The 12,306-nt window shown below is 44.0% G+C and carries 12 protein-coding genes; 4 read left to right on the top strand and 8 right to left on the bottom strand.

Features of this window, described 5'->3' with window-relative positions:
- Nucleotides 1-96 precede the first annotated feature (96 nt).
- A complete protein-coding gene (locus SFRI_RS01150; RefSeq protein WP_011635706.1) occupies nt 97-2,043 on the top strand; it encodes a methyl-accepting chemotaxis protein in 1,947 nt (648 codons plus the stop codon).
- A gap of 110 nt (nt 2,044-2,153) precedes the next feature.
- Here SFRI_RS01150 and SFRI_RS01145 read toward each other — a convergent pair whose 3' ends face one another.
- The 7 genes from SFRI_RS01145 to SFRI_RS01115 all read right to left on the bottom strand — a co-directional run bounded on the left by SFRI_RS01145 (nt 2,154) and on the right by SFRI_RS01115 (nt 8,485).
- Complete coding sequence (locus SFRI_RS01145; RefSeq protein ID WP_011635705.1) at nt 2,154-2,627, bottom strand: peroxiredoxin; 474 nt, start codon at nt 2,625-2,627, stop codon at nt 2,154-2,156.
- Nucleotides 2,628-2,676: 49 nt separating this feature from the next.
- Nucleotides 2,677-3,174: a DUF2937 family protein gene (locus SFRI_RS01140; protein ID WP_244262849.1), complete on the bottom strand. Its 498-nt coding sequence runs from the start codon at nt 3,172-3,174 to the stop codon at nt 2,677-2,679.
- Nucleotides 3,175-3,368: 194 nt separating this feature from the next.
- Entirely contained in the window at nt 3,369-3,719 is a 351-nt protein-coding gene (locus SFRI_RS01135; RefSeq protein ID WP_011635703.1) for a cupredoxin domain-containing protein, read from the bottom strand.
- Nucleotides 3,720-3,728: 9 nt separating this feature from the next.
- Nucleotides 3,729-5,969: a heavy metal translocating P-type ATPase gene (locus SFRI_RS01130; RefSeq protein ID WP_011635702.1), complete on the bottom strand. Its 2,241-nt coding sequence runs from the start codon at nt 5,967-5,969 to the stop codon at nt 3,729-3,731.
- Nucleotides 5,969-6,415 carry a MerR family transcriptional regulator gene (locus SFRI_RS01125; RefSeq protein WP_011635701.1) on the bottom strand — a complete coding sequence of 149 codons (447 nt, stop codon included), beginning with the start codon at nt 6,413-6,415 and terminating at the stop codon, nt 5,969-5,971. The genes SFRI_RS01130 and SFRI_RS01125 overlap by 1 nt, the downstream gene beginning before the upstream one ends.
- A gap of 252 nt (nt 6,416-6,667) precedes the next feature.
- Nucleotides 6,668-7,474: a 2,5-didehydrogluconate reductase DkgB gene (dkgB, locus tag SFRI_RS01120; protein ID WP_011635700.1), complete on the bottom strand. Its 807-nt coding sequence runs from the start codon at nt 7,472-7,474 to the stop codon at nt 6,668-6,670.
- 129 nt (nt 7,475-7,603) lie between these two features.
- A complete protein-coding gene (locus tag SFRI_RS01115) occupies nt 7,604-8,485 on the bottom strand; it encodes a LysR family transcriptional regulator (protein WP_011635699.1) in 882 nt (293 codons plus the stop codon).
- Nucleotides 8,486-8,677: 192 nt separating this feature from the next.
- Here SFRI_RS01115 and SFRI_RS01110 point away from each other — a divergent pair, with 192 nt between their 5' ends.
- Nucleotides 8,678-9,880, top strand: coding sequence for an MFS transporter (locus tag SFRI_RS01110; protein WP_011635698.1), 1,203 nt, complete (start codon nt 8,678-8,680; stop codon nt 9,878-9,880).
- Nucleotides 9,881-10,016: 136 nt separating this feature from the next.
- Here the strand turns inward: SFRI_RS01110 and SFRI_RS01105 are convergent, their stop codons facing one another.
- The gene (locus tag SFRI_RS01105; protein WP_011635697.1) at nt 10,017-10,910 is read right to left on the bottom strand and encodes a LysR family transcriptional regulator; all 894 of its coding nucleotides are present in this window, start codon (nt 10,908-10,910) and stop codon (nt 10,017-10,019) included.
- A 146-nt stretch (nt 10,911-11,056) separates the two neighbouring features.
- On the opposite strand from SFRI_RS01105, the gene SFRI_RS01100 reads away from it, so the two are divergent.
- Complete coding sequence (locus SFRI_RS01100; protein ID WP_011635696.1) at nt 11,057-11,503, top strand: DoxX family protein; 447 nt, start codon at nt 11,057-11,059, stop codon at nt 11,501-11,503.
- Between the two features lie 82 nt (nt 11,504-11,585).
- Nucleotides 11,586-12,281: a pirin family protein gene (locus SFRI_RS01095; protein WP_011635695.1), complete on the top strand. Its 696-nt coding sequence runs from the start codon at nt 11,586-11,588 to the stop codon at nt 12,279-12,281.
- Nucleotides 12,282-12,306 lie beyond the last annotated feature (25 nt).

Raw genomic sequence — 12,306 nt, 5'->3', positions numbered from 1 at the left:
ACATTATTCAACTCATAGATAAAGTGCAATCACGAAAAACTGTAACATTAGTGCCATAAAATGCACATATTGGCATTTATGTGAAGTCACTTACCTATGAAGATATCGACCCTATCCCTTAGTGCATCCGCCTTATTATTACTGCTTGCGGCATTACTCGCCGCTACCGTGTTATGGAGTAATCAACAACGGCAAACCAGTGAAAAATTAAACCTAGACTTACAACATATTCAACATACCTTTCAGTATGATGTTCGCCGGAACATTGATAGTTACTTACAAACAGGCCAAAGCAATTATCTCGAACAAGCCCGCAGCGATATTACCCGTATAACCGACAATATTACCCAGCTGAGTTCCGCTCATCCACAGCTTGATAGTGCTTCATTAACCAGCTTAATGACTCAATTAATTAGCGACTTAGACACTAAATACCGTGCCGCTGGAAAACTGGCCGGTAACCCACGCCAACTACTGGCTTTTGCTGAATCAGAAATGATCGATTACAGCCGCAGCCTACATCGTTATGCTCAATCAGCTCCGAATGACTCAAATACTGTGGAGCAATATCTTGCGCTTAGTCTTGAGTTACCTAACCTAGTTTATCAACTATCACAGCAGACGCAGGCCTTACTGATTGATCAAGATGCAGGAGCAAATAATAGCCTTAACTTTTCGATAAACTCTCTCAACACATGGCATGATGATTTGGAGAAGCTATCTTTGCTGGGTATTTATCGCACCGAAGAAGTGGATGAATTCGCCTTAGGCGATGACGAACCGGAACGTATTGAAACGGGTGAAGCCCCTCGCGCAGAATTGCTGAGTTTGACTCAACGCTATAGCAAAGAAGTGAGTAATACCAAGCAAATGCTCAGCGACAATCAACAAGTACAAACTGCGCTAATTAACGCCACCAGCCAAGTAGAACAGCAACTAGTGACACTGGCCAATACACAAGCCGTAACCGATGAACAACTTAAAATCCGTTTGCAGTGGTTGCTATACACCATGGTGATATTGATAGCATTATTTTCTATTGGTTATTTAGTGTTACAACAACGACGAGTCGTTAGCCCGCTTAAACGTTTAAACCGTGCTTTTTCAATGTTAAGCGAATCGAATCAACGTGAACCATTACCCGTGACCAGCCAATGCGAAACAGGCCAAATTGCGGCACACTTTAATCGCCTGTTACAGCGATTTGAACAAGATGACGAACAACAAAAAAGTAATATGGCACAGGTGTCTAACTCATTGAGTGAATTAGTCGCTAAAATTGGTTCCTTATCAACTAGCACGCAACAAACGCAAGATGTGGTACAACAAACTCAATCACAAACCGCTGATTTAATTACTCTTGCCAATGAAGTAAACCGGTCGTCTAGTTTGGTAACTGCCAGTGCAGAGCAAACCATGCATGATATGCAAGCAAGCCAACAAGAAGCCCTGGCGGTGTTAGATGCGACCGATCACACTGTCACCAAGGTCAATCAATGTAACCACTCACTAACCCAACTCAGTACATCGGTTAATGACGCAGCTAAAATTGTCGATGTTATTGGTAATATTGCTGACCAAACCAACTTATTGGCATTAAATGCCGCCATTGAAGCCGCTCGTGCAGGTGAACAAGGTCGTGGTTTTGCTGTGGTAGCCGATGAAGTACGCAATTTATCGCAACGGACTCAACAATCATTAAAAGACATAATGGCTATTTTCGAGCAACTAACCCGCTCGAACACAGCACTTAGCCACAGCGTTAACGATATCAGCGAAGCATCTGCACAGCAAAAAGGTCGAGCCCAGAGTTTGTTAGATGTTGCGTTGCAAGTACAGCAGCAAGCTCAAGAGATGGCGAGCAGTGCGAGCCAAGGGAGTGAACATGCTAAGCAACAGGTGGGGCATCTTGATGAGTTTGTCATCGCGATGGATAGCCTAATGCTGCATGCTAAAGATGCGTTTGAACAAAGTGAAACGATTGCGCTTGAGGTCAGTAACAGTGTCGATAACATTGAACAACACTTAGGCATCCGCGGATAATCAATACTAACAAGCTTTACTAATAACTGTTTTTTTTCATAAAAATGGGCGCCTTATTGGCGCCCATTTTGCTGTACTGTTAAGTCTCTAATTCTGAGGCATAATATAGATTACAGTGCAGCCATTACCGCTTCAGCAGTGCTGACTTCAAATGACTTACCTTCCTCAACATTCAGTAAAGTCACTACGCCATTGTCGATCACCATCGCATAACGTTGTGAACGAACGCCGCCAAAACCAGCGGTGTCCATTTCTAAGCCTAACGCTTTAGCGAAGCTTGCATCACCGTCGGCTAGCATCATTAATTCAGAAGCATTTTGGGCTTCGCCCCACGCTTTCATTACGAATGCATCGTTAACAGATACACAAGCGATAAGGTCAACACCTTTAGCTTTAAACTCGTCGGCTAATACTACAAAACCTGGTAAGTGAGCTTCTGAACAGGTTGGTGTAAATGCACCTGGCACTGCAAACAATACTACTTTTTTACCGGCAAAAAGCTCAGTAACATCGTGATTAACCATGCCGTCTTTTGTCAGCTGGCTTAAGGTAGCTTTTGGTAAAGATTGTCCTGTAGCGATCATAATATATCCTTGATTATTGAGGGCTATTAACCCTTGTTAACACGAGAGATTATCTTGGGGCAAACACCCTGCGACAACCCAAATACAAAATAGATAATACTGACTCACACAATATAGAGATCAATAACCCTAGCAGCAACCCAATGGCAATCGCCTCTGGTTTCAATAAAATTACATGGCTATAAGCCTGCCAGACCTCAGCTTGAATGTCTTTTTGTGGGGCTAATGCTATTTGCTGATAAGGACTATAACTGTGTTGATTAAAACGGCCCAACGCTTCGGTGAGTGATGTATAACGTTGGTATATTGACTCAATACTTTCACCACCAGCACTAAAAACCGGATCGTTATTTTGTTGATAGTGGCGGATAAGTTTACTGATGTCTCCAGCAAAAAAACGGTCCGCATCACGCTGAAATTCTGCCAAACTGAGCTTAGCTTCAAGCTGATGAGCTTCAAGTCGTTGGCCGTATTGTTCGACAAACGCAGGGACTTGAATACCAATCAAGACACCACAAATAAACAACACTAAGCGAAAGTAATCCATTAAACGTCGTATCATGATGTCATCGAAAAATCAGTAGTAAATGAATCGTCAGAATATCACCAATTACGCAAGTAAGCATCTTGAATAAACAGATGTTAACTTACGTAATTGTGTGGCTTTTTTGAAAGTTTATGTGCCTAGCGACAAGCATCAAGGTAAGAGTGATACCTGCTTAGCATTGCTGCTATTTAGGATTACTCAACTAGTAATACCCCTTTGTACATCTGCATTTGGCAATGAAACGGATACTCTCCTTTGGCTAGCGCTGGCAGCGAAATAACCACAGATTTGTCCAGAGGCAGCTCTTCGCTAATGTCTAAGTCAGGAAATAACAAACTGGCAGAGCAACCGGCTTTGTCCTGTCGTAAAAAGGTTAATTGTGTCGCTGTATTGGCCGGCACAGTTATCCTTGCCGGAGAGTAAACGCCGTCTTTTACCACAATAGCGTTTGTTGCTTGATGAGTGGTGGCTTTGGGTTTATATAACCAAAACCACCAAACGATAAGGGCAATCAATGCCACACAAAATAAGTTAATTAATAGCATCATTCACTCCTAGTGTTGTTGAGGGGTAAAAAAGCGTAAACGGTTGGCATTGGTCACCACGGTTAATGATGAAAATGCCATTGCAGCACCGGCAACTACTGGGTTAAGCAATACGCCAAATACCGGAAATAACACCCCTGCAGCGAGCGGAATACCCGCCATATTGTAAATAAACGCACCAACCAGATTTTGCCTAATGTTGCCTAACGTCGCTTTACTCACCGCGATGGCATCTGCCAAACCGTGTAGCGATCCTCGCATTAGCGTTATATCGGCACTTTCAATCGCCACGTCTGTTCCGGTGCCTATGGCAAAGCCGACATTAGCCAGAGCCAACGCTGGAGCATCATTAATGCCATCGCCGGTCATACCCACAACCTCACCTAAGGCTTGTAATTCGGCCACTTTATTGGCTTTATCTTGTGGTAATACATCGGCAAAAAAGTCATCAACGCCCACTTTGGCCGCCACTGCTGCGGCTGTTGCATGGTTATCGCCGGTAAGCATAATGACCTTAATGCCACTATTTTTAAGCCTTGCGATGGCGGCAACAGAGTCTGCTTTAATCGGGTCAGCCACTGCAATCACTGCTGCGAGTTCACCGTCGATAGCAAAATACATTGGCGTTTTGGCTTCTGCTGCTAATGCTTGTGCTTGTTGTTGATAATCGCTTAAGGCAATGCCTTTTTCGCGCATTAGTTTTTCATTACCAAATAACAACTGTGTTGATTGATATTGGGCTTGAACCCCAAAACCAGCTATTGCAGTAAACTGTTCAACATTGAATAACGCTAATCCCTTATCCGCAGCGGCTTGAACTACGGCCTGTGCAAGTGGATGCTCAGAATGTTGCTCAATACTTGCCGCCAGTTGCAATACGTGCTCTTGTTCGCGACCATTGACCACTATGATATCGGTGATTTTTGGCGCGCCTTCGGTAATCGTGCCGGTTTTATCTAAAATCATGGTGGTAATGGTCGATGCCGTTTGCAGGGCTTCACCATTACGAATAAGCACGCCAGATTCAGCGGCTTTACCTACGCCCACCATCACCGACATGGGTGTTGCTAACCCTAACGCACACGGACAAGCGATGATTAAAATTGTCATCGCCGACACGATGGCGTATCCCATTGACGGTTCTGGACCAAAATTGAGCCATACCATGGCGCTAATAATGGCAATAATCATCATAGCGGGAACAAAATAGCCCGAAATCACATCTGCCATACGGCCAATGGGCGGTTTGGAATTTTGTGCCCGCTTAACCATAGTAATAATATGCGCCAAGGCGGTATCTTTACCGACTCGGGTAGTGGTGAAGGTAAGTGAACCTAGCTTATTTAATGTGCCCGCGACTACGTCATCGTTAATGCCTTTTTCAACCGGAATAGGTTCACCCGTCAGCATCGACTCATCAATAAAGCTGCTGCCTTCAACGACCACACCATCAACAGGAATTTTTTCACCTGGACGAACACTGACTTTATCGTTTAATTGCACCAGAGCAATATCGATATCGACCGCTTTACCATTGCGGATCACCCTAGCCGTTTTAGCTTGTAACCCAATAAGACGTTTAATGGCTGCCGAGGTTTTACCGCGCGCTTTAACCTCTAACGCAAGTCCAAGGTTGATTAAACCAATGATCATCGCGGTTGCTTCAAAATAAACATGGCGCGCCATTTGTGGCAATAAATCTGGCGCAAGCACCACGACCATAGAATAAACCCAGGCGGTTCCGGTACCTAAGGCGATTAAGGTATCCATATTGGCGCTATGATTAATAAATGACTTCCAAGCGCCAGTATAAAAATGCTTACCCGAGACAAACATTATCCCTAAGGTGAGCACACCAATTGCGCCCCAAACCAGCTGTTGCATTGGGCTGGTAACGGTCATGTCACCAATCAATAAACCATAGATCATCAGTGGAATACCCACTGCTAATGCAACGACTGTGTGTTTGATTAAGCTTTTATAGTAGGCAGCATCGGCCTGTTCTTTCTCATCAATGGCATCTGCACCACCTTGATCGTTAATCACAATTGCGTGGTAACCGGCTTGCTCAACAGCATCAAGTAAACGAGCAACGTCAACCTCTCCGGTGACCATCACACTGCGATCAGCAAAGTTCATTTCAGCCTGCTCTACTTGCGCGACTGTTTTAAGGGCTTTCTCAATTTTGCCAACACAGCTGGCACAACCTGCACCCTCTATCAATAATTGTGTTGTTGTTTGGGTATTCATCACAAAGACTCCTTATCACTAGCCTGACAAGGGGTTTCATGGTTTGGATCAAATCCCTCAATCAAGTGACAAATCATGGCACCTGTAGGCGCCAACGCTGGCAGATTTTCCCACTCACTTACGGCTTGAGTCAGCTTATTACGTAATTTTAGGGTTTCATTGAATAGTATTTCAGTTTCGGCCAACTTTTGGCTAATAAGCTGCTTCACCATGGTACAAGCGCTTTCACCGTGATCCGTTTTGGAAAAAATCACTTTAATTTCATCCACCGAAAAACCTAAGTTTCTGGCACTCATAATAAATCGCATCCGCGACACTTCTTTGTCACGATAAAATTTATAACCATTGCTAGGCGATTTTGTTGGGGCGAGCAGGCCGATTCGGGTGTAAAAACGAATTGTGTCTGTGGTAACACCCAATAACGTCGCGAGTTCACTGACTTGCATAATCACTCCTTGGGGTAACAACTTTATTGAAAAATAAGATCTACATAAATAAATCTACTGAGCATATGCAACGACTGTAAACCTATGTCTTACACCCATGTCAAGCAGCTAGCAACCCTGAAAATAAAAAACGCCAATATGATCACTCATGTTGGCGTGGATACTTGCTATACAAATCATCTAAAACTGAGTGCGAACTCCCTGGCCACTTAAGCCATTGGCACGTTCGCTAATGGCTCATTCGCTGATAGATTATTGATCCCAATCAGGGCTAAAATCTGGCGCAGCTACACGATGATTTCGATCTAATTTATTGATCGCCGCCATGTCTTCAGACGGAAGCGATAACGCTAATGAGGCCATATTAGCTTGCACATTTACCAGCTTAGTTGACGATGGAATGGTCACATAACCTTTTTGACGCATCCACACTAATACCGCTTGAGCGGGTGTCATTTGATGCTTTTTCGCAATCGCGACAATAGTGTCATCAGTTAATACCGCACCATAGGCAAACGGCATATAACCTGTAACCATAATATTGTGCTGCTGACAGAATTTGACCAGTCGATTATTTTGCAAATATGGATGTACTTCAACCTGATTGGTAAATATTGCGTCTGCACCTAAAATCTCAATCGCTTGTGTCACCTGGGCAATAGTGAAATTAGACACGCCAATGTGCTTCGCCAAACCAGCACCTTGCACTTCTTTTAATGCCAGCAAATACTCTCGCATGGGTACAGAATCATCACGTAAGGGCCAATGTATCAGTAACAAATCCACATAGTCGGTTTGCAATAAAGCCAAGCTGTCATGCACGCTTTGAATCAGTTGGTCGTGGGCAAAGCGATCTGTCCACACCTTAGTGGTGAGGAAAATATCAGCTCTTGCGATACCCGATGCGTTAATTGCATCACCAACTTGTTTCTCATTGGCGTAAATCTGAGCGGTATCAATGTGGCGAGAACCCTGCTTTAGCGCCATTAACACTGAATCAAATGCCAGTTGATCTTTAAGTCTGAAGGTACCTGTGCCTAACAATGGAATAGTGGTCATATTGTCTTCCTAAAAACGGTATCTGAACCAACACTGTGCGCCAACTAACAACAGAAATAAACCGTCAACCAAGCAAATCTGTTTTGCTCAAACTGCAAATATCTACACACGATTAAATTGAGCCCTTAGTTATAAGGTTAATCTTGGTTGAATAAACTCAATAAATGCAGAAATACGTCGCGCCACAATAGACGATTTGTAATACACCGCATTCACTTGTTCACGTTCTATGTGAGTAAACTTCTCCGACTGAAGTATGGGCACTAACCGACCCGCCGCGAGATCATCATTAATCATAAAACTTGAAAGACACGCAATGCCATTACCTGCCAGTGCTAGTTGACGCAAGGTTTCTCCATTGCTGGTGCTGATGGTAGGGGTAATAACATCGCAACCTTTTAGCGGCCAGTGATTCAATATTTTAGGTTCGGTAAACCCAAGTAACTCGTGGCAAGCCAAATCAGATACTTTTTGTGGCACACCTCTACGCGCTAAATACTCAGCGGAGGCAACAATATGTAAGGCACTTTTACCTAATGGTCGAGCATGCAAGGTTGAGTCTGCCAGCTTACCGATTCTAATGGCCACATCGGTACGCTTTTCAAGTAAATCGACATAGCCCTCGTTCGAGGTCAATGCTAATTCAATGTCTGGATAAGCGGCGCGAAAGTCTTTCATCAAAGGCACTAATTGATGAAACACAAACGGACTTGCCGCGTCCACACGCAAACGTCCTTGCGGTAGTTCACCACGACGTACGAGTTCATCTTCTGCGCGTTGTAATTGTTGTAATCCACCCCGAACAGATTCAACAAATTGGCGGCCTTCATCGGTTAACTCAACACGCCGAGTGGTGCGATTGAGAATGGTGACCCCGAGCTGTTGCTCTATTTTACTTACCGCGCGTGACACTCGTGCAACCTGAATATTGAGTGCATCGGCCGCTGCAGAAAACCCGCCGCTGTCGACCACCATCAGCAATATATCTAAATCATCTGAACGCGTAAGCATGCATACCTCATCTTGTGCTGTGTCGATCTAAAGAGTCGCTCTAACATCATTGTTTATTGCATTTATAGCAAAAGTCATTTGCTAAACATACTGTTTTTAACAACATATATCTAATCAATAATGACGCCCATCAACTGACTGACACATTTATCGCGACGGTAAATCCTAGCGACAACCTAAGAGGAACACATTATGCCGTTAGCTTTACTCGCATTGACGCTTAGCGCCTTTGCTATTGGAACCACCGAATTTGTCATTGTGGGATTAATCCCCACAATGGCACAAGACCTTAACGTATCATTACCATCGGCTGGCTTATTGGTCAGTCTTTACGCATTAGGTGTCGCCATTGGCGCACCAGTACTCACCGCATTAACCGGTAAATGGAATCGCAAACACGTATTGCTGGCGGTAATGAGTTTATTTGTTGCGGGTAATCTATTGGCTTGGCAAGCGCCCGGTTACGAAACCTTAATCGCTGCACGCATTATCACTGGGTTAGCCCACGGAGTGTTTTTCTCTATTGGCTCAACCATTGCCACTGGGTTAGTACCCAAAGAAAAAGCCGCCAGTGCGATTGCCATTATGTTTACGGGGTTAACCGTCGCCTTAGTGACAGGCGTCCCTTTGGGCACCTATATTGGCCAGACCTTTGGCTGGCAAGCCACTTTTTTAACTGTCGCAATTCTTGGATTTGTAGCCTTGATTGGCAGTAGCTTGTTGGTTCCTAATAATTTACCTCAGCCACCCGCGGCAAAATTATCATCGCAATTAAAAGTACTCACTCAACCACGGTTATTACTGGTCTATGCTATTACCGCATTAGGTTATGGCGGCACATTTACGGCCTTTACTTTTTTAGCCCCCATTTTAGAGCAAGTGTCTGGTTTTGAATCTCAATCTATTGGCTTAATCATGTTGGTGTACGGGGTATCGGTCGCTATTGGTAATATTTGGGGCGGAAAAATGGCCGATAAAATGGGCCCAATTAAAGCGTTAAGTATTATTTTCAGCGGTCTTGCGACCATATTAGTGATATTTAACTTTACTGCGGTTAACCCTATTGCCGCTGTGATCACCATTTTGGTCTGGGGCGCGTTTGCATTTGGTAATGTACCAGGGCTACAAGTTTACGTAGTTTCACTTGCACAGAAGTACACACCCGACGCCGTTGATGTGGCTTCAGGATTAAATATTGCCGCTTTTAATGTCGGTATTGCACTTGGGTCTTGGGGTGGCGGGCTGATTGTGGCTAACGCTGGCCTAATGCATACACCTTGGGTTGGTGCGGTGATTGTGGTTATTGCCCTAGCATTAACACGTTTCAGTGGCTCACTAGACAAGAAAACTAACGCTAGCAAGAATGCTCAAGTGAGTATTCAAGCAAGTAGTTAAAAGAATAGTTAAAAAAAATAGTTAAACAACGACATCAACGCTGATATTCAATATCACGATGGGATCAATAAGCACCAATGTGAGCTCGTATCTGCGATCTCACATTGGTCGCTATCATTGTGCTCACATTCAGATGTTATAAACCCCAGTCGGCTTTAGGTAAATGGTCCACAAACCAGTCAAATGCACGGCCTTGATGATCTTTATGCCAAGCAATGTACAAACTTTGATTTGGTCTTGGAATTGAACAGGATTTTTCAATCAATTCGCCACTATCAAAATAACATTGCACCATGTGCCTAGGTAAAAAACCAATCCCCAAACCTTGTCGCTGTGCCGCTATTTTAGTTTCCATGGTGTTGACCCTAATTACCTGCTTACTGTTGAACATACCGCTGCTTCGAGTGGGTAAAAGTTGTGATGTATCAGCAACCACAACCGAAGCATAATCTGTTAATTTGTCGGCTTCTAATATGCCATCAACAAACGCCAATGGATGATGTGGCGCAACCGCAAACACAAATTCAATCTCGCCTATTTTATGGGTTTGAAATACACCTCTTGGTAACTCGCCAGATGCACCAATCACAATATCGGCGCGTCGGCTATGTAATGCATCCCAACCACCACCGACGGCTTCAACATCGACACTAATGTCGACCGAATGTTCTAGCTGATTAAATTGTTCAATTAATTGAAACAATACCCCCTGAGGGATAACCGTGTCGCGTGATAACCGTATTTCGGTTTCCCAGCCAGATTCTAATTGCTGCACTGAATCAACCAACCGATTGGTGGCTAACAAAATCTGCCGTCCTTGCTCTAATACAATTTTACCTGCGGGTGTCAGTTGTGCTTTTTGCTTTGTACGGTCAAATAACGCCGTACCCATATCATCTTCAAGTTTTTTGATGGTGTAAGTCAGTGCTGATGGCACTCGATATAACGATGCTGCTGCAGCAGCAAAACTGCCCTTACGTTCAATTGCATCTAAGGCGCGTAATGCGTCGATAGTGATCGGATTTTGCATCATTCCTCCGTATTCAAATAATTTGAATCTTTACGTCAGTTTATTCCGATTTTTTATTCAATCAAGTCTCAATATACTTCTTATCAACCAGTGAGAAAGGCTCACGACAAAACAAACAATGTTTAAATTTATTGAGGATACATACCATGAAAGCACTCGTTAAACGCATCACAAATTCTACTGCAGGTTTCAGCACATTGGCATTACGCTTACCTGTTGGGATTATTTTTATGGCTCACGGCGGCCAAAAACTATTTGGTTGGTTTGGCGGTTATGGCCTTGAAGGTACAGGACAATGGATGGCATCAATTGGCATCGAACCTGGCGTGTTAATGGCTTTCTTAGCCGGTAGCGCTGAATTGGTTGGCGGACTGTTCATTCTACTAGGCTTGCTGACTCGTCCTGCCGCAGTTTTATTAGCATTCACCATGATTATCGCCATTGCTAGTGTACATATCAGCAACGGTTTATTTATGGCAAATAACGGCTATGAATTTGCGTTAGCACTATTGGCCGCCAGCGTGTCACTGGCCTTATCGGGTTCAGGCAAACTTGCCATCGATAACGCGATTACGACTCGATTAACTAAGTAACCCGAGTTGCGATGAATACCAATCAAATTAGAGCAAAGATCTGATTGGTATAAACATTTACATTGAGCTTTAGGAGAACATCATGATCACTTTACGTCCAGCAAGCGAACGCGGCAAAGCTAATTTTGGCTGGTTAGACAGTAAACATAGCTTCTCATTTGGGAGTTATTATGACCCTTATCATATGGGCTTTTCCGCCTTGCGAGTGATTAATGACGACAGCGTCGCCCCCGGTGCCGGATTTGCCACTCACGGCCACCGTGACATGGAAATTATCAGCTATGTACTTGAAGGCTCAATTGCCCATAAAGACAGTGAGGGTAACGTTGAAGTATTACCTGCTGGTGAGTTCCAACTTATGTCTGCTGGCAGCGGCATAACTCACAGTGAATACAATGCCTCTAAAACCGACCCATTGAAGTTTTTACAAATTTGGATCCAGCCTAATACCTTAGGCAATACACCAGGGTATCAGCAAAAAAACTTCGGTCAAGCAGTGGGGTTAACCACGATTGCTACGCCAACGGGTGAAAACGGTACCTTGCAAATCAAGCAAAATGCGACATTGTCACAACTGATTTTGGCGTCTAAATCTGAAATAACCTATCAGATTGCAACTGACCGTAAAATGTATGTTCATCAGGTGGCTGGCGAGCTCAATATTGAAGATCAGCAGTTAACCATAGGTGATGGCGCTAAACTCACCGACATAACCACGGTGACCTTGGTTAACCCAACGGACACTCAAGCAACTGCATTGATTTTTGATTTACCCTAGATGCGCTTAGTTGATGATTAAGCCT

Origin of the sequence: Shewanella frigidimarina NCIMB 400 (assembly GCF_000014705.1) — a bacterium.
Taxonomy (GTDB): Bacteria; Pseudomonadota; Gammaproteobacteria; order Enterobacterales; family Shewanellaceae; genus Shewanella; species Shewanella frigidimarina.
Note: the sequence above shows the minus strand (reverse complement) of the source record. Positions and strands in the feature narration are given on the sequence as shown.

Excerpts from the sequence above, each read along its gene's own strand:
- SFRI_RS01105 (WP_011635697.1), bottom strand. The coding sequence starts at position 10,910 with ATGCAAAATCCGATCACTATCGACGCATTACGCGCCTTAGATGCAATT.
- SFRI_RS01100 (WP_011635696.1), top strand. The coding sequence starts at position 11,057 with ATGAAAGCACTCGTTAAACGCATCACAAATTCTACTGCAGGTTTCAGC.
- SFRI_RS01130 (WP_011635702.1), bottom strand. The coding sequence starts at position 5,969 with ATGAATACCCAAACAACAACACAATTATTGATAGAGGGTGCAGGTTGT.
- SFRI_RS01140 (WP_244262849.1), bottom strand. The coding sequence starts at position 3,174 with ATGGATTACTTTCGCTTAGTGTTGTTTATTTGTGGTGTCTTGATTGGT.
- dkgB (WP_011635700.1), bottom strand. The coding sequence starts at position 7,474 with ATGACCACTATTCCATTGTTAGGCACAGGTACCTTCAGACTTAAAGAT.
- SFRI_RS01110 (WP_011635698.1), top strand. The coding sequence starts at position 8,678 with ATGCCGTTAGCTTTACTCGCATTGACGCTTAGCGCCTTTGCTATTGGA.
- SFRI_RS01150 (WP_011635706.1), top strand. The coding sequence starts at position 97 with ATGAAGATATCGACCCTATCCCTTAGTGCATCCGCCTTATTATTACTG.
- SFRI_RS01115 (WP_011635699.1), bottom strand. The coding sequence starts at position 8,485 with ATGCTTACGCGTTCAGATGATTTAGATATATTGCTGATGGTGGTCGAC.
- SFRI_RS01095 (WP_011635695.1), top strand. The coding sequence starts at position 11,586 with ATGATCACTTTACGTCCAGCAAGCGAACGCGGCAAAGCTAATTTTGGC.
- SFRI_RS01125 (WP_011635701.1), bottom strand. The coding sequence starts at position 6,415 with ATGCAAGTCAGTGAACTCGCGACGTTATTGGGTGTTACCACAGACACA.
- SFRI_RS01145 (WP_011635705.1), bottom strand. The coding sequence starts at position 2,627 with ATGATCGCTACAGGACAATCTTTACCAAAAGCTACCTTAAGCCAGCTG.
- SFRI_RS01135 (WP_011635703.1), bottom strand. The coding sequence starts at position 3,719 with ATGCTATTAATTAACTTATTTTGTGTGGCATTGATTGCCCTTATCGTT.